Source organism: Crocinitomicaceae bacterium (genome assembly GCA_016708105.1).
Classification (GTDB): Bacteria; Bacteroidota; Bacteroidia; order Flavobacteriales_D; family Crocinitomicaceae; genus JADJGJ01.
Window position 1 is genome coordinate 1,240,802 of the sequence record JADJGJ010000001.1, and the last position, 18,659, is coordinate 1,259,460.

Here is an 18,659-nt window from a genome sequence, read left to right on the forward strand (position 1 = left end):
TTTATGCCTCAAGTGATATTAATAATCAGTGAGAATATTGACATTTCGACTGATATTGTGATGGACTGGATTGACCATTTTGGTGGAATCGCTATTAGAGTTAATCCTGATACTAGGTTCGCATTTAAAAAACTTGTGATAGACTATAAGGGAGTTAACTCCTTAAGTTTTGAGGTTAACCACCTTGAATACCGTGGGGACGACATAGCAGCATTTTGGTATCGCCGGGGTTTTATACCCATGAATATACCGGACATCCCATTGGAAACATTAAGCGAATCCATTTGTACTACTGTCAAGGATCATTTGAGTCGAGAACTTGAATCACTGCACCAGACAATATCTTCAATTTTAAAAAATAAAAGATCAATTGGTAGAAGTGATAATCAATTGAACAAACTATGTGTACTTCTTTTGGCTAAATCTGTTGGAATTGATATTCCGCGTACTTGGATTGTTACAGACAAAAAAGACGTACGTCAAATACTAGATGAAGGAAATTCTGTTATAACAAAGTCTATCGTTGACAACTTATCAATTGTGAAAAATATGGGAATAAATTCTTCATTGTGGGTAACCTATACAGAGGATTTGATAGGCCATGATTTACAGGGCAATGATTCTTGTTTCCCTTCTCTTGTTCAGGAAAAATTGCACAAAAGCTTCGAAATTAGGATATTCTTCCTGAATTCTGTTTGTTACTCTATGGCAATTTTTTCTCAACTGGATAACCAGACCAGTACGGATTTTAGAAAGTATAATTCCGTAAAACCGAACCGAACAGTGCCATTTACGTTACCTGTTGATGTTTCAGACAAATTGATTAAGTTGATGTCATCACTCAATCTGAATACAGGATCTATTGACATGGTATATACAACTGACGGAAGCTATGTCTTTCTAGAAGTTAATCCAGTAGGTCAATTTGGTATGGTTTCCGAACCATGCAACTATAAACTTGAAAAAATAATAGCTAAATATCTTGTATGTAATGAGTAAGAACCCACAGAATGATATCGAATCTATTTGGAAACTAGCAAATTCACCTGTAAATTATACGAAAATTGTGGTAAGGGATATTGGAACGAATGGGCAATTCCGAAAAACGGTAAAAAGTCATTTCCACCAAACAGATCGCCATTTTTTGAATTCATTGTTCAAGCCGATTTCGAAAATACTAAATCCTAGATATTATAGTAAATAATGGAAAAATTCAGACTATTTGCCTCCTGTTTACCGGTTAAGGGATTTAGAAGAAGCGTTATTTGCGACATACAACGATCAAAAATAAAGTTTATCCCAAATATTATTTTTGATCTTTTGATTAAGAATGATGGATATTCTAAAGATCAAATTCTTGCATTAAACGACGTTGACAATCATCAGGAAATTGAAGAGTGGCTAAATTACTTAGTCGAAAATGAATACGCCTACTGGTGTACAAATCCTGAACTTTTTCCAAAGCTAAACCTAGATTGGGAAAGTCCTGAGCTAATAAATAACTCCATTATAGATGCTGACGGTTCATCAAATCATAATTATGAAGATATATTTAAACAACTTGATACTCTTGGATGCAAACATTTGCAATTACGTTTTTTTTACTCTATTAATTACCAGGATCTGATAGACAAATTGAGATTTTTGGACAATAGTCGTATAAATACAATAGAAATAATAATAAAGTATTCCGATAATTTTTCCATTGACTACCTTGAAAATATAGCTAGATCGATTACCAGAATAAATAACATTATTGTTCATTCTTCACCAAAATTTGAAAGGATTACAGAATTTTCAGGTAATAATTCGTGTTCAATTAAATTTATAACTGACCTCATCGATTCTCATATTCACTGCGGAAACATCAGCAAGGAATATTTTGTTCTTGATCAAAATCTATTTCTCGAATCTCAAAATTTTAACTCATGCTTAAATAAAAAAATATCTATCGATGTTAACGGTGATATTAAAAATTGTCCATCCATGATATCAGTGTACGGCAACGTAAAGTCAACAAGATTGTATGATAGCATAATGACACCGGGGTTTCAACAGATATGGAAAATAAATAAAGATCAAATTACTATTTGCAAAGACTGCGAATTTAGGTACATTTGCACAGATTGCAGAGCATTTTTAAGTAGCGATAATTCCCTTGATAAACCTAAAAAATGCTCTTATAATCCTTATTTGGCTATTTGGGAAGATGGCATCCAAAGTCTCTAAATATCTAGCTGATGTAAAACCGCGCTTGTTATGCCGTTAAGCCAACTGTTGAACCCAAATCTTGCTATTATAACAGCATTTATAATACTGTCATGTAATAACACATCCGATTACGAACTGGTGTCTAACGATGGTGTTTATATAGAAGAATTCGAAAGTTTTGGTGATCACAATCGTTATAATGAAAATAACACCATTTTTCGAGTTGGCTGTACCTTTTCATATCGTTACGAATACATTTCGTCAGATGGCCAATCTTATCAATTCAAGGTTACTTGCGACGATAATGATGGGCGCTTAAATGACTGGAAGTTTAATGATAGTTTGACTGCTGATTCCTTGACCATACAAACAGTTACACTTGAAGTGTGGGATGGAAATCCAATGAAAGAACCTGATTACGATCAGACTGTAATTTGTTATATTTTATGGCCGGATACTTTGCTCGGAAGTCCGGTTGAGGCATCATTCACAGGAGTAATCGAAAATGAGAAAAATATATGGATGCATCCACCTCGCAGCTTTTTATTTGGCATCCTTGAGATAAATCCATTTCCCTTTATTCAAAAACCCTACGAAATTGGAAACAAGTGGACATGGGAGTTAAGTATCGGTGACCAATGGGCAGATGAGCGGTGGAAGGAGTGGAAGGGGGCTATAACTAATGAAATGAAATATGAGATCACTGCGAAAAAAATCGTAGAATCGCCGCTGGGCGATCTGGAATGTTTTGTCATTCAAAGCTCGGCAAAAAGTAAAATCGGAGAGACCTTTCTGACTTCATATTTCCACCCAGTGTACGGCTTTGTGCAAATGAATTATATAAATATTGATAGTAGTAGACTAAATTTTTATTTGGTTGATTATAGTTGCATTAAATAGCCAGCCCTTCTAATCATGATCGTCTGCAAAACGAGTGTGTCCCTTATTGGGGCTGTCTCTAAATGATGGCGTCTTTGTTTTTTGTGAAAAGAGTTGTTAAAAAAAGTAAGGGAGTCAAAGTTCCCTGTATTCCGTGGGTACATAAACTTGCTGTGTGTTAATAAAAGTAAAACTAGTATTCAAAGATTATATTCTCAAACAGACAGGTATCATGCACTAGTACACAATATTTCGGATCTTAATCCGCCTCATAAGCATCTGCAAATACCTTTGTAATTATATTTTAGTTCAATTGTAAGGCGGTAAAATGCTGATGCAATAGCTGTTTAGTCCAATTTTATTGGACTATTACAGATATGCTTTCGGTATAAATCATTTTTCATAATAATAAAATTGTCTGAGTTTAGATAGAGAAAGTAACGCGTATGAATTTTTAGAACTGATTCCAGATCATGATTTGCTGCTGACGAATAGATTCGGTCTTCAGGTTTTGAAACAAATTTACCTCTCACCGGGTATTTATAAATCTAGTGAATTTTTTTCCACACAAATTTTTCACTGTAAATTTCGATCGCATTACTTTTTGTTTTCAAAGCAGGTTTAAAAAATCCCCCCGGAATGAAAGCTCAAACCGGAGAGACCGAACAATTCACAGATAGGTGAAAATCTGTGTCAAGCCAAAAGTACAATCAATAATTCCGCTCGGAAATAGTAATTTAGTCAGGTTAAAACAATATAATACCTGTCTGAATGATACAAATTAAATCACCATATAATCACGAATTACTTGCTGAATTTGAACCTGAATGCTATGCCGATGCAGAAAAATCACTGGAAATAGCGCATCAGTTCCGGCTGAAAAATCCACAAGGTTTGCCTATTGCAGAACGGATTACTATTCTCAAAAAATTAGCGTCTCTGGTTGAATCAAAACACGAAGAATTAGCGACACTTGCTTGTCATGAAGGAGGCAAACCAATTTCTGATTCTCGCGTTGAAATTAGTCGTGCCATCAATGGAATTAATCTCTGCATTGATTGGTTGAGTCAATTGCATGATGAAGAAATTGTAATGAACATCAATGCTGCTTCAAAAAACAGAAAAGCAATTACCAGACGAGAACCTATCGGTTTGGTATTTGCTATCAGTGCATTCAATCATCCGGTTAACTTAATTGTTCATCAAGCGGTCACGGCATTTGCTGCCGGATGTCCGGTATTGGTGAAACCTGATTTGCGCACACCTATTTCATGTATTCAATTAATTGAACTCATGCATGCCAGCGGAGTTCCAAAAGAAAGTTGTCAGGTTGTACTCTGTGATAATTCTGTTGCAGAAAAATTAGCCTGTGATAACAGGGTTCATTTTCTGAATTTTATTGGATCAGCAAAAGTGGGTTGGTATTTAAAATCAAAACTACCGGCCGGTACCCGTTGCGCATTAGAGCATGGTGGATTGGCACCCGCCATATTATTACATGATGCTCCCATTGAGCACGCTGTTACTGCCTTGGCAAAAGGTGCGTTTTATCACGCCGGGCAAGTCTGCGTTTCAACTCAGCGCATTTATGTGCATGAAAATAGTAGTAAAGAATTTCTGCAAAAATTTGTTGCGCGTGCAAAAAGTTTCAAAACCGGTGACCCCATGTTGAATGAAACAGAGGCCGGTCCAATCATCTCAGTGACGGAACTTGAACGCATTGATGCCTGGGTAAAAGAAGCAGTGAATGAAGGTGCAGAACTTTTGTGCGGTGGAAACAAAATAGGTGATACTTGTTATGAGCCAACTATTTTGGTAAATCCAACTATCAAATCAAAAGTTTCAACTACCGAAATTTTTGGTCCCGTGGTTTGTGTTTACACCTACAACGATATTGATGATGCCATTGCTCAATCTAATGAAACAAGATATCATTTTCAGGCAGCAGTGTTTGGTAAAGACAACGAACTGATTCAACATGTAGTAAATAAATTGCAGGCATCAGCAGTTATGGTAAATGATCATACCGCTTTCAGAGTTGATTGGATGCCATTTGGTGGTCGTGATGAATCAGGCTTAGGCATTGGTGGTATTAAATATACGTTGGAAGATTATTCAGCTCAGAAGTTAGTTGTTTATCAGGAGCTAAATTGACAATGAATCCCCCCGCGCAGCGTAGGCGCAGGTCGCGACCTGCGCCTACGCTGCGCGCGCGGGAAGGGGAGAGGGGGAAGGGAATTATTTTCTCCCCGGTTTTCATTAACCCTCCTTCAAAAATTCTGAATAATTGACTACCTTTCCATCCGATGAAATCAATTCTGCTAACCGGATTATTTTTTATAGTACTTAGTGCTCGATCTCAGATCCATTATCAACTGGGCTCCCAGTCTTATGGCATGGCTAATACAGGGCTTTGTGCAACTAACGTGTGGGCCACATTCAATAACCCGGGTGCATTGGGCATGGTTGAAAAAACTTCATTAGGCTTGTCAGCTGAAAACAGATTCTTGATTAAAGAATTGTCAAGCCAGGCTTTAGGTTTTGTTATGCACACGAAAAAAACCGGAAATTTTGGATTTCATTTTCAGCAATACGGTTTTGAATTGTATCGTGAAATGAATGGGGGATTTTCGTATGGCATGAAATTATCAGAACAATTTTCTGCCGGTGTTTCAATGCAATATCATGGAATTTTTCTGGCAGATAATTATGGGTCTAAAACTTCTTTCTCTGCCGCACTTGGCATGGTGTATTCTCCTACTAAAAATCTTTCTTTGGGTATGCGTGTGCTGAATCTCAATCGCGCGCGCTTGGCTGAATTTGATAACGAACGATTACCCACTGTTTTTGGTTTAGGTTTTGAATATCGCCCAACAAAAAAAGTAACTTGTGCGGTAGAGGCTGAAAAAGACATGATCAATCCGATCAACGTGAAAGCTGCTCTGGCTATTCAGGCGCATGAAATTTTTTCTGTACGTATGGGTATGAATACGTATCCGTTTATTTCAAGTTTTGGTTTTGGTATTCAACTAAAAAAATTCATGTTGGATGGCGCTGCACAATGGCATACTAAACTGGGGCTTTGTCCATCCTTTTCTTTGGTCTATTCTTTTGAATAATGTGGAGGATACTACTTGTTATCGTTTTGTTTTGCCCGCTATTTGCAGTAGCTCAGCCGGGAGAAGATCCTCAAAAAATAATTGAACGACGAATTGAATTTATCGGTGAAAATCTTGAAAATTCTGATCTTGATCTCACCGTTTTCATGGATGATTTTTATTTTTTTCTTGAGAATCCCATCAATCTGAATGAAACTAATTTTGAAGAACTGAGTCGTTTGCATTTGCTCTCTGATGTGCAAATTTCTGCAATCATTGCGTACAAAAAAAAATACGGGAATTTTATCACTCTTTATGAACTTTCATCAATTGCTGAATTAGATCGTGAAGTCATTGACATGATTCTTCCTTTTGTCAAAGTTGAACCTCCGGCGGCTAAATCATTGCGCATTAAAAATGTATTCAAATACGGAAATCATGAAGTGTTAACGCGCTATGAGCGTGTATTTGAAACCAAAGCCGGATATTTGGATTACCCTGATAGCGTGTTGGCAGAAAATCCGAACAAACAATATTTGGGCAGCCCTGATAAATTTTATTTTAGATATCGCAATCAATATAAAGATCGCGTGAGTTGGGGAATAACGGCTGAAAAAGATGCGGGTGAAGAATTTTTTACAGGCACACAAAAACAAGGATTTGATTATTATTCAGGACATCTTTTTTTGAGAGGAGTATGGAAATTTTCAGCCATTGCTTTAGGTGATTATCAGATTAATGTAGGACAAGGACTTACCATGTGGTCTGGTTTTGCACTGGGTAAAACACCCAACGTATTTGGTGCAAGACGCAACGCTCAGGTGCTAAGACCATACACTTCAGTGAATGAAAGTTTATATCTGCGTGGCGGAGCTTTCTCGTTTTCAGCAAATCATTGGCAATTAACCGGCTTTGCTTCATACAAAGGAGTTGATGCCAATATCAATGCCGCTGATACCTTGGATGGAATTTTTGATGATAGTTTTTCATCTTTTCAAATTTCAGGTTATCACCGAACTGTTGGTGAAATTGAAGATAAAAATAAAGTACATGAATTTATTACAGGGGGAGAACTTGCCTGGGCAGGAGATCATTTCAGAATTGGATTAGCCGGTGTTTTCACGCATTATGACGTGCCGCTCAATGCAAGTTTTAAGCCATACACACAGTATAAATTCAACAGTGATCAATTATTTACCGGAGGTTTAAACTATCGTTTGTTCTGGAGAAAAATGAGCTTTTTCGGCGAGTTTTCCATGAGTGATAATTTGAAACCGGCAACGCTGAACGGTCTTATTTGGCATGCTGATTCACGCCTTGATCTCATGCTTATTCATCGGTATTATGATCGTGAATTTCAATCTATTTATGCATCTGGTTTTGGAGAATCATCAGACAATACAGCTGAACAAGGAATATACATGGGTGCGCAATTGCGCGTGAATAAAAAATTAACCGTAAGTGCGTATTATGATCAGTTTGAATTTCTTTGGCTCAAGTGGTTGACTGATGATTATTCTTCAGGCAGAGATATCTTTTTGCAAATGGATTTCACCTTGAGTAGAAGTGCTAAATTTTATATCCGTTTTAAAAATAAATTGACTGAACGCAACAGCAAAACAACCAATGAAGGATTGCATGATCAGGTTGATCTGCAACGAACTTCTTTACGCTTTAATTACGAGCAAAAAATAACTCCGCAATTGGCTGTACAGTCTCGTATTGAATGGGTGAATTTCAGGTATGATGGCGATATAAGTAACGGCATTCTTTTGTTTCAGGATGTTGAATATTCATTTCTAAAAGTTCCGTTGAAATTATATCTGCGCTATGCAATTTTTGATTCTGATAATTATGATTCTCGAATTTATGCGTACGAAAATGATTTGTTGTATCTCTTCAGCATTCCCTCATACTATTACAAAGGAGCGCGTACCTATATTATGGCGCGTTATGAAATTTCCAAACGAATAGATTTGTGGATTCGTTATGGTTTGTGGATGTACCAGAATGTGGATGATATTTCATCAGGTTTAGAACAAATAGAAGGTCAGAGAAAATCTGATATAAAAATTCAGCTTAAAATCAGGTTGTGATGTCATTGCTGCGATTTATTCTTCCTCCAAAAACAAAATATACTGACATGTATGATGTTGGTAAATTTGATTTGACCTGGAAGATGGTTGTTTTCAATTCAATTTTTCTGCTGGTAATTGCTTTTGTCTATTTTCTTTTTGAACCCAATGCCTTTGGAGCAGCGCTATACGCTTGGTTTACCGGTTTCATTCTGCACATCGCAATTTACCAAACACGTAAATATCGACTGATCGGTTTTATCTACGGAATTCACGGCTGTCTCTTTCTGGTTTATACGCTGAATTTCATGCCGTTTGCAATTCATGCCATTGAATTTTTTTGGATGACGGTATTAACGCTTTACGTGTTTTTTGCCATTGGAAAAAAGGCCGGATATCTTGCGCTTGCCATTAATTTTATTGGGATAGCTTTTTATTTCTACAACTATTTTTTAGATAATATCATTTACTTGAGTACGCATATAGAAAGATATCAGGTTACTGCCACGGTGTTTAATATTTTTGTTGCTTGTGCGCTGATTGCCTACTTGCTCAGGCAATTTAAAAACACTACGCTTTTCGCTGAGAGAAAATTCAAAGCCGCTAATGCTGAACTTGAAAACAGAAATCGTTTGGTACAGGCACAACATGAAGAGAAAACGATCATGCTCAAAGAAATTCATCATCGTGTTAAAAATAATTTGCAGGTAATTACAAGTTTACTCAGGTTGCAAAGTCGTGAAATGGAAGATGAAAAAACCAAAGCCCAATTTCAGGACGCAGTGCAACGCATTATAGCCATGTCACTGATTCACGAAAAAATGTATCAGAATGAAAATTTATCTAAAATTGATTTGAAAGATTATTTGGACACTCTGGCAATTGATTTGATCAAAACCTATGCGGCCGATATTAATATTACGCTTGATATAAATTCTAATTTGAGCAGATTGGGAAATAATACCTTGGTTCCGGTGGCTCTTTTGTTTAATGAATTAATTTCTAATTCACTCAAACACGCATTCACAAATAAAGACTCCGGTGAAATACATGTTGAATTAATACCGCGTGATAAAAATATGTTTGAATTGATGTATCGTGATGATGGCATCTGGTGTGAGCCTTTGAAAGAAGGAAGCTTTGGACTTGAACTCATTGAAACGCTTACTGAGCAATTGGACGGAAAAGTGGTGCGCACCTTTGAAAACGGAACGGTGTATCGCTTTTTATTGAGAAACTTGGAATGATTTATTGATCATATCTTCTCTGAATTAACCGCCAATTTTTTTACAACGATATTTCATAGATATCAGAATATCCATGATTTTTTGTACCTGATTTCCTTGTACTAAAATTTCTCCATCTTTTACTGCGCCACCAACTCCACATTTTTGTTTGAGTGTTTTGCCAAGTTGTTCCAGGTCTTCGGTTTTACCAATGAAGCCTGTAACAAGAGTGACTTCTTTGCCGCCACGCTGTTTTTTATCTAATTGTACACGAAGGTCTTGTTGCTGTGGTGGCAAGGTGTCCGCTTCTTCATCTGAACCATATTGAAATTGAAAATCAGGATTGGTTGAATAAACTACGTCAACTCTTTTTTTATCTTTTTTTGCCATACTTAACGCGTGATTTTTTTTGCAAATGATATGTTATCACTTATGATAAAGGTAGGATTAAATTGTATTGCCTGCTTATGATCAGCAGGTGTTTTTACGTTGAATAGCATAAACGGAATACTATCTTTTTTCATTTGTTCAGCGTAGGCAGCATCCATATATTCAAGTGGCAAACAAAGCATATCTGCCCTGCCGTCTTTTACAAATTGTATGCCTTCAGCCGGTGACTGAGTTTCAAAACATTTCACTAATGCCAAATCACTCAGTGAGTCTAACAAAACCTCATACTGTGTGTTGACAATCACTTGTTTTTTTTCTGTTTCGTTGAGTGCCGTCAAAGATTCTGCAAGTGCCGTGTTGAGTTCATTTGGGGTGAGTAAAGATGAGTTACAAAAATTATAATGTTTGATATCAAGCATCAGATATTTTTGTCTGGACGAACATAAGTTGACAATGCGTTCAAGGGTTACAAATTTGTACGCCGTATGATATACTTTTTCTGATTCAAGTTTGGATAAAGTAAAATTGCCTATGCATCCGGTGAGATCACTGTTCTCATTTAGATAATAATCATGAAAAAGAATCAGTTTTTTATCAGCCGTGAGTTGCACATCTACTTCAATGCCTTGTGCGCATAAAATATCCAAGGCATACCGGCAAGACTCAAATGTATTGGGTGGATACGGACATCTCTCAGGATAAATTGAAGTACCCGCATGACCAAGTATCATGCTTGTTTCATCCTCGGTTTCTTGCTTTGTACAAGATATTTCAATGAGTACCGGAACGAACAAAACAAAACGCCAAACCCAGCGATAATTCATAATTAATATAAGTAGAATTAAACGATTCTTGCATGAATTTATAAGGAACATGAATTATTCCAATACCTGCTTTCACAAAGGGTCTCACCAATTTATCTTTCCTGAATTGTAGTTGATGGTAGAGATGAATATTATGTAAAAAAAATCTTCCGTCTGTTTTTTGTTCTGTAAAAAAACAATAACCCATGCCGTAATTAAAATTCAATTTTTGACCTGTCAAACCAAATGCATAACCAAGGTGTACACCGACAGCATTGGTTTCAAAAAAATAATTTAATGGATAATATCGCAATCCGGCAATGGCTTGGTGATTATTGAATTTAATGGTGCCGTTCATTTCTGTGAGTATACCAATTCGGTCAAATCCTGATTGAAGTGAAAAATTAATTTCTTTTTGCCCGTGCACTAGTTGATACCAACAGCAAAAAAACAAAAACCAAATAACGCACAATCTATTTTTCATTTAATACAGATTGAGTAATTCAAACAAGCGTGTAACTTGTGACTGGTTGTACTTGTTTTTGAAAATTTGTCTGATATCGTTTTTTTCTCGCTGCGTCAAATGCCAACTAAGTGAAATGAGTTCAGACAAATCTTTTCTGAGAATAAACGTAATGGTTTCAACGGGTACTTTGCCACCAAAATTTCCTTCAATTAATTCTGTTGCATTGTATTCTTGTGAGTGGTGAAAGTTTCCATAAAAATTGCCAAGCGGTTTGGTGATGCGCTGAAATAAGTTGAGTGGTTCAGTGCTTTCAAGATCATAGTCTTTATTAATATCTCTGATTTCAACAATAATAACCCCGCTGGTATGTTCAGCCAGCCATTCTTCAATTCCTGCAATAAATCTCACCGTGGTTTTTGTACCGTAGTTATCGCGTATACCGGCATCCATCACCTGAACTTCAGGCGCCGTTGGCATAGAAACCATGGGCAATACATAAGGGAAGGTTGAGTTCATTCTCAAAATAGAAGTGAACCGCGTTCTGAATGCTTGATTGTCTTCAAACAATTTTATGTATTCTATATTTTCAGGTCCGGTTGATTTAGTGTTGAACGCTGTGCCGTTCAAAAAAGCCATTGGTTGTGTTGCAATCACCATTCGGCGCCCGTCATTGATGATGGTTGGTGTAAAAATCATTTGTGGAATTTCAGCCAAAAATTCGGGCATTACGTAGGCATCAAAGGGTTTATCTAATACACTGTCGGTATTAAAATTCAATTGTTGTTCAAATGCGTATCCGCGATCCATCAGATAAGTTTTACCATCAATTTTCTTTTTCTTGAATCGCAAAAAGATGTCATGACTGGCTAAATTAAATGCAACACTATTTAATAAATCTCTTGAAATTTTATCCAAATAAACTGAGTCAGTAAGTTGCAAAGTAGTATCAGTTTTTGACTGATAATAAAGTTCACGATAATAAGATGCGCCAATCATACCGCCTGATGCACCGGTAATCATGTGAACATTATGAAAAAATTCTCCGTTTGATTTTTTATCCAACTGTTGCAAAACATAAGTTGTCCACATGGCTGAACGCAAGCCACCACCTGAACAGTTCACGATGACTAATTTGGGTTTTACTTTGTTTTGACTTGCACTCGCTTTGCTGTACCATCTTTCTAAAATTGCCTCTTGATGTCGGGTATCAGACTCTAACTGAACCGTATCAAATTGAAGTTTGGTGAGAGATTCCAGGGTGTATTCAGCCTTGTTTGCGTAGCTCAAACCGTAGGCAAAATTTTTAGGTTGCAAAAATCCGGTTGTTGAAGAAATGAAATTCAATAATAAAGCAAAAAGAACTATCACGGTGAGTGCCCAGCCTCTGAACCAAGAATAGAAAATGGTAATCACCATCAGAAACACGGTGAACAATAATACAGCACTTGCCCCTGAAGGAATTTGAACGGGACCAAAATCCTGAAATATACCCAGCATTAAAAATGAAATGATCATGGCCACTTCAAAGAAAGAAGCATTGAGGTGATTTTGTTTGAAAACTTCGCGTAGAATATGTCTGTCATAATGTTTCGCTTCTCTGGCAAAATGAACCTTTATCAGAGATGAAAAATAATAAGAAGGCTGATAAGTGTGAATATCATGTGACTCAAACCAATAATTTCTTTTTGTGAATAGCGTTCCGGCTGTGGCGTGTAGATTTTTCTTTTTGTTAAATCGCATTTTTTGAAAATCTACATTGGTTTTAAAAAAGTAATAAACTGAAATGGCTATAAACAAGATGATGCCGCCCGTATAAGAGATTAAGTTGACAATAATTTCAGACGTAGAACGCAGCTCTTCATTGGCCTGTATATCATAAATATTCCAAATGGCCGTGATGTAAAATATGGTAGGAATGACTGAATTATTTACACAGAACTTATAGAAAGGTCTTGACAGCGTTGCAATAAATGGAAAATAAGGCCCCAGCATAATATAGCTGTAGAGATGATACGCCATAAAAAATCCGCCAACTGAAAATCCCAAAATCATAAACGAAAGCCAGTTCACTTTTCCGAGATACTCAGGCGAAAGAAACAAATAGGGAAGACCCAATTTCATTCCCAGATTTTGTGTGATAAAACCAAACATGATTAACCACAACAAAATGAGCATGTGGTTTTTTTTGAATTGCAGAAAGATCAGCAGCACCGGAAAAAACCGGATTACGATTTGACTGATCTTTTTTAGTCGCTTCATGCGTGCTGTCGGATTACCGGAATATGATTAGGTTGAATTATCTGGATGTGAAAATAAGGAATCATCTCTATAATTTACAAAAAATAATGGTGAGATGCAAGTTTATTTCCAGTTGATTGACCCTTTACAATTGGTATTGAAACGGTAACGGTATTTTTTACCAAAGTTTGCAATCACTGAATCTTCAAATGTTTTCCATCCATTTTGACCACAAACATATTCAATGGCAATCACCGTGGTGTCATACACAAATGCTGAAGAAGGGAGCGCATCCAACTCATCACTGGATTGACCCGGTTTTATTTCAGCACAATTTTTTCCAAAGCAATCAAGCCAATTGTAAAATGCGTTTTGTGTTTTGAGTGTATCAGAAAATGTGTAATAGTAAACTGAGGCTGAAAAGCCGGACGTTTCTGCCGGTTGATTAGATGGAATTTTTTCTTTGAAATCAAGTTTATAACTATGGCTGAATCCAAACCGATCCATTGGGTGAATTTTTTTATGACCAATGGTATCATAAGCAGGCAGTTCATGGGTAACAAAAGTTGCAAACTCTGGGGTATACCCTGCCGGCATGGTATAAGTTACTGCGGGGGCTGTGCTGTCACTTCCGGTTGAACCGGCAAGTTCTTCAAATGAAATAACCTCCTGATTTTTTTCTGTTTTATTGCATGAAAGAAACAGAACAATTGGTATGATGTGTAATATCTTTACTCGCATTGGTTTGACAATTCTACTGCGGTTTCAAAATCAAGGTTTTTGCTGTCTGCATAGTTGGGATAGAGTTTCATCACCTTTTCCATATAACATTGGCAATAGGAACTTTTTCCTCCTTCATCATCACAGCCTTCTAAAAAAGCATCTTGCTCTGCTTTTGTCCAGCTTGATTCAGAACAGCCTGCGCAAATAACAGACCAAAGAATCATCAAAACAAATTTTAAGCGTATACTTTGCATAATATAGTATTACGTTAAAAAAACATTTTTAGTTTATAAAACCCTGATTTTATTTAGGATTTCACGCAATTAAACTGAATTTCTTAACTTTACAGGCAACCCGGCAGACTGTCCACTCGTTTAACAAGTATAAAATAAACTCAAAGCATCATGATGAAAGGTATTTTTTTTACTGCATTATTCTCGCTAATGACATTAGTAGCTACTGCTGCTCCACGTATCATTCTTGAAGATAATCAAACCCATTATCAACAAACTGCTAAAGGGTATATTCTGCAGTTTAAATTGGTTGCAACCCAGCCTGAATATAATGCCATGATGGATCAGGTTGCCGGTTTAGCTGATCGCTTGACTATGCAAACTACTGAAGATTCAGACGGAACATTCAATTGTGTTTTCACCGTGAATCATCAAAATCAGCCTGAATATGTGCACAAAATGCTGGTGAGCATTGGGGTGGCAGAACTTGAGTATAAAGGAAACATCCAGTCAGTAGATACTATTATAGACATTTTGAAATCTTATCTCTGATTTTTTAAGATTGACAATTAAATTATGCAAAGCCGGGTTTATGAAGATCCGGCTTTTTTTATTCCGGCTAGTGGACAAATTTTTTCAATCTACAATGAATAAATTTGTTATGTTCTACTAAAATAGCTTTTAGCCATGAGACGACAATTTGCCTTTCCACTATTTATTTTCCTTTTAATAGGTGGGCTATCTAAAGTAAGAGCACAGCAAACTGACTCGATCGGCACACATGTACCAAAACCAATATTTAAAAACGGACAGGCTCAAATAGTTCCTGAATTCAGCTCAGAAGAAGATTGGATCAAAGAAGAACTTTGGGTTGAAACATCGTTTGATTCAGACAACGATGGCAAACTTGATCGCATGCATGTCTTTGTCACTAGACCCAAACAAACAGAATCGCGTGAACTTAAACTTCCGGTCATCTATACGTCCAGTCCTTATTATGGATTGAAAATATCTACAATAATAAGACAAGCTGTATTTTCAAAAAGTAAAATTTTTTGGAAAGTGAAACATGAGATCGGAGAACTTCCTAAATCTCGTAAACATTCAAAGCTTGGGACCAGAATTAAAAGACCATTAATGTCTTCTTATATGGATAATCTGTGGGTTCCAAGAGGCTATATCATGGTCTATTCATCCTCACCAGGAACTGGATTATCTGATGGAGCAATTACTATGGGGGGAGAAAATGAATCGCTAGCTCCTAAGGCCGTTATTGATTGGCTCTGCGGCCGTGCCAAAGGATTTAATACCCGTAATGGGAATGAAGAAGTTGCTGCTTTTTGGAGTACTGGTAAGGTTGGTATGACTGGGACTTCATACGATGGAACAATTTGCATAGCAGCAGCTACAACTGGCGTTGAGGGTTTGGAAGCAATAATTCCGGTTGCCCCATTAACGTCGCACTATCATTATTACCGATCAAATGGTTTAGTAAAATCACCTGGAGGATACATAGGAGAAGATATGGACGTTTATTACGATTATATAAACACGGGTGATAAATCAAACCGCAAGCATAATGATGCCACTATCAGAGATAGCTTACTGGCTCTAAACATAGATAGAATTACCGGTGATTACAATGACTTTTGGGACAGCAGGGATTACTTAAACAAAATTGATTATATGCATGCAGCGATGTTAATGGCACATGGTTTTAACGATTGGAACGTAATGCCAGAACAAAGTTACCGATTTTATAAAGCGGCAAAGGAAAAAGGATTACCAGTGCAACTCTATTATCATCAAGGCGGACATGGCGGTGATCCTCCTTTCAAAATGATGAACAGATGGTTTACACGATACCTACACGGCATTGAGAATGGTGTTGAGAATGATCCTCCTGTATGGATTGTAAGGGAAAATAGTAATTCGCCTAAGTCATATAGTAGCTTTCCTGATTCAAATTCATCCAATGTAATCTTGCATCTCAAATCAGGAAATAATGGAACCGGTCATTTATATACTGAAAAACCAGATCAACAAAATACTGAAACGTTGTCAGATGATTATTCGATTAATTATAGTGAGTTACATAAAAGCAAAAATGCAAGTCATCGACTGCTCTACCTTTCACCAGTTTTACAAAAAAGTATTCGAATATCTGGTGTTGCAACCGTTACTATAAGACTTGCCTGTAATAAACCAGCGGCAAATCTTTCAGTATATCTGATTACACTTCCCTGGATAGAGGGAAAGCATGTTAAAATTTATGAGAACCTCATCACACGAAGTTGGGCTGATCCTCAAAATCATAAGTCAATCAGAAAAGGAGAACCACTGATTCCCGGAGAGTATGTCCAAGTTTCATTTGACTTAATGCCAGATGATCAAATTATTCCAGAAGGAAAACAAATTGGTCTTATGATATTTTCAAGCGATCAGGAATTTACACTTTGTCCCAAGTCAGGTACCCAACTGACAATTGACTTAAATTCTACAAGTATTACTTTGCCTGTTGTTGGAGGAATAACTGCGTATGAAAATGCGGTAAAAAACAGTCAATATTAATGATGAATAAAGAATTATAAATTGGTCAGGTTGACCGGAATATCCAATTGAGGATCTTCCTATGAATAAATTATTCCAGATAAAAAACAAATAATTTAATGTGGTATTGTCTTTAAAAAGTTTAGGCCTGGACTCCATTTCAAACTTTAAATCACTAACCGTAAATGGTTCAAATTGAGATACTTGTATAAGCGAACGAATGACAACAGGATATTCTTATACAACAGCCAGTTTTACAGATCTTTCCGTAAAACAATGGAGATGAAATAGTCAGGTTTGTTACAAATAAGTTTGATGGAAATCCTATTTATAACGAATAGAGTAAAATTTAATTTGTAATTTGTTGGCAAAATTTTTACGCATTGAGAAGCTCCCAAGATAATAGTGAATAATGATATATTATAAAACGTGCAAGATTTGAAATCGTATATTCTCTTCATAATGTTGTTAGCTCATTTCAGTTGTTTTGGCCGGATTCAAACACCAGTTTGTGATTCCCTCTCAGATATAGAGTTGATTGAATTATTTACCTACATGAAAAAAGAAGAAAACTCTTATATGAAAATGCCTGTAGTGAGATTGCAAGTTTTTTTGAACAACTTTAACACTATTGTTTCAATTACTAAAATGCAAGGTTTTCCTTCACTCAAAAATGAATATAGATTAAGGCGTAAACGTGATTGTATTTCTTTCTTTTCGAGTGTCAATTTTCTTCATGTTTTGCAAACAAAACCTGAAGTTTTGTTGAATTTTGAAATAATTAATCTTTTTGATGATGAAATTGAATCCGGACGATTGGACAAGGAGATTGTAAGTTTTTCTTTTCGAGCCATTCAAAAATTAATTAGTTTGGGACATGCCTCGTTAAGTCAGAATAACATGGAGATGCTTAAAGTCGCTTCAAGCGAATGGGATATTGGTCTTATTGAGATTAATTGAGTGTTATGTTCTGAACGACCCAATGTATTAAATAGAAAAAAACTCATATTGTCAAGTTTTTAGAATGTCAGTAATAATATAAGTATAATGATGAAATAATAAAATGACTTAATCTCTAGAATTTTTTATGGCATCCGGCTTTTGAAATTGGTAAATTATTTATGTGCTTAGAAAAAATCAATTTGACAACAAGTATTAATTTACATTCAACAAATTAAACTAAAATACAATGCGTTTTTTTATGTCATTTTTTTTCTCTCTAATAACCGTTGCAGAGTGCAATGCGGAACCTTTACGAAGTGATATTAATTTGCCAGGATACGATACGCTTAATGATACAGAATTGATTCAACTTTTTTCTTATATGTATAAAGAAGAAGTTTCTACACGGAGAAATCCAATTGCTAGAAAATACGTTATAATAAATAACTTTAAAACGATAGTATCTATAACCAGGAAGCAAGGCTTTCCCAAATTAATGGTCCAGCCGAAAAATTACAAAAAATCAACGATTATCAATCGCTGTTGTTCTCTTACTTTTCATCATATACTACTTGACGAACCTGAATATATGCTCAATGATGAAGTTATTGTTCTTTTTAAGAAAGAGTTGGAAGCTTTGCGATTACCTCTGCTGCTTCTGCAAAATGTAATGAGCATTGTTCAAGAGCAGAATGCAAAGGATAATTTTTTTTCAAGAGAAATAAAAAATAAATTCGACTTGGCAATTCGCGAATGGGGTATTTCATTGAATGAAACATCGAATGAATGAAAATAGTCTCTGGATACCCAAATCGCCAAAGCCTG

17 protein-coding genes are annotated in these 18,659 nt (G+C 36.1%); 11 read left to right on the plus strand and 6 right to left on the minus strand.

The genetic code is table 11. The annotated features are described in order from the left end of the window. Window positions 1-3 precede the first annotated feature (3 nt). From gwsG to IPH66_05330, 7 genes are all read left to right on the plus strand, one after another. On the plus strand, window positions 4-999 hold the full coding sequence (gene gwsG / locus IPH66_05300; GenBank protein ID MBK7128769.1) for a grasp-with-spasm system ATP-grasp peptide maturase: 996 nt from the start codon (window positions 4-6) through the stop codon (window positions 997-999). Window positions 1,000-1,203: 204 nt separating this feature from the next. Further along, window positions 1,204-2,229, plus strand: coding sequence for a grasp-with-spasm system SPASM domain peptide maturase (gene gwsS, locus IPH66_05305; protein ID MBK7128770.1), 1,026 nt, complete (start codon window positions 1,204-1,206; stop codon window positions 2,227-2,229). Window positions 2,230-2,259: 30 nt separating this feature from the next. After that, window positions 2,260-3,111: a hypothetical protein gene (locus IPH66_05310; GenBank protein MBK7128771.1), complete on the plus strand. Its 852-nt coding sequence runs from the start codon at window positions 2,260-2,262 to the stop codon at window positions 3,109-3,111. A gap of 750 nt (window positions 3,112-3,861) precedes the next feature. Continuing rightward, on the plus strand, window positions 3,862-5,244 hold the full coding sequence (locus IPH66_05315; protein MBK7128772.1) for an aldehyde dehydrogenase family protein: 1,383 nt from the start codon (window positions 3,862-3,864) through the stop codon (window positions 5,242-5,244). A gap of 152 nt (window positions 5,245-5,396) precedes the next feature. Continuing rightward, on the plus strand, window positions 5,397-6,209 hold the full coding sequence (locus IPH66_05320) for a hypothetical protein (GenBank protein ID MBK7128773.1): 813 nt from the start codon (window positions 5,397-5,399) through the stop codon (window positions 6,207-6,209). After that, window positions 6,209-8,284, plus strand: coding sequence for a helix-hairpin-helix domain-containing protein (locus IPH66_05325; protein MBK7128774.1), 2,076 nt, complete (start codon window positions 6,209-6,211; stop codon window positions 8,282-8,284). Before IPH66_05320 ends, IPH66_05325 begins: the two co-directional genes overlap by 1 nt. Then, window positions 8,284-9,510, plus strand: coding sequence for a hypothetical protein (locus IPH66_05330; protein MBK7128775.1), 1,227 nt, complete (start codon window positions 8,284-8,286; stop codon window positions 9,508-9,510). The genes IPH66_05325 and IPH66_05330 overlap by 1 nt, the downstream gene beginning before the upstream one ends. A gap of 24 nt (window positions 9,511-9,534) precedes the next feature. On the opposite strand, the gene IPH66_05335 is transcribed toward IPH66_05330, so the two are convergent. From IPH66_05335 to IPH66_05360, 6 genes are all read right to left on the minus strand, one after another. Then, window positions 9,535-9,879, minus strand: a complete 345-nt coding sequence (locus IPH66_05335; GenBank protein ID MBK7128776.1) for a translation initiation factor — start codon at window positions 9,877-9,879, stop codon at window positions 9,535-9,537. A 2-nt stretch (window positions 9,880-9,881) separates the two neighbouring features. Beyond that, window positions 9,882-10,703 carry a hypothetical protein gene (locus tag IPH66_05340; protein MBK7128777.1) on the minus strand — a complete coding sequence of 274 codons (822 nt, stop codon included), beginning with the start codon at window positions 10,701-10,703 and terminating at the stop codon, window positions 9,882-9,884. After that, a complete protein-coding gene (locus IPH66_05345; GenBank protein MBK7128778.1) occupies window positions 10,651-11,166 on the minus strand; it encodes a hypothetical protein in 516 nt (171 codons plus the stop codon). Before IPH66_05345 ends, IPH66_05340 begins: the two co-directional genes overlap by 53 nt. Next, complete coding sequence (locus tag IPH66_05350) at window positions 11,167-13,323, minus strand: patatin-like phospholipase family protein (GenBank protein ID MBK7128779.1); 2,157 nt, start codon at window positions 13,321-13,323, stop codon at window positions 11,167-11,169. Between the two features lie 186 nt (window positions 13,324-13,509). Beyond that, window positions 13,510-14,127 carry a hypothetical protein gene (locus IPH66_05355; GenBank protein ID MBK7128780.1) on the minus strand — a complete coding sequence of 206 codons (618 nt, stop codon included), beginning with the start codon at window positions 14,125-14,127 and terminating at the stop codon, window positions 13,510-13,512. Continuing rightward, window positions 14,118-14,333, minus strand: a complete 216-nt coding sequence (locus IPH66_05360; GenBank protein MBK7128781.1) for a hypothetical protein — start codon at window positions 14,331-14,333, stop codon at window positions 14,118-14,120. Before IPH66_05360 ends, IPH66_05355 begins: the two co-directional genes overlap by 10 nt. 180 nt (window positions 14,334-14,513) lie before the next feature. Here IPH66_05360 and IPH66_05365 point away from each other — a divergent pair, with 180 nt between their 5' ends. From IPH66_05365 to IPH66_05380, 4 genes are all read left to right on the plus strand, one after another. Next, on the plus strand, window positions 14,514-14,894 hold the full coding sequence (locus IPH66_05365) for a hypothetical protein (GenBank protein ID MBK7128782.1): 381 nt from the start codon (window positions 14,514-14,516) through the stop codon (window positions 14,892-14,894). Window positions 14,895-15,029: 135 nt separating this feature from the next. Further along, on the plus strand, window positions 15,030-16,913 hold the full coding sequence (locus tag IPH66_05370) for a Xaa-Pro dipeptidyl-peptidase (GenBank protein MBK7128783.1): 1,884 nt from the start codon (window positions 15,030-15,032) through the stop codon (window positions 16,911-16,913). 534 nt (window positions 16,914-17,447) lie between these two features. After that, the gene (locus IPH66_05375; GenBank protein ID MBK7128784.1) at window positions 17,448-17,852 is read left to right on the plus strand and encodes a hypothetical protein; all 405 of its coding nucleotides are present in this window, start codon (window positions 17,448-17,450) and stop codon (window positions 17,850-17,852) included. A gap of 241 nt (window positions 17,853-18,093) precedes the next feature. Continuing rightward, window positions 18,094-18,624: a hypothetical protein gene (locus IPH66_05380; GenBank protein ID MBK7128785.1), complete on the plus strand. Its 531-nt coding sequence runs from the start codon at window positions 18,094-18,096 to the stop codon at window positions 18,622-18,624. The last annotated feature ends 35 nt before the right edge of the window (window positions 18,625-18,659 follow it).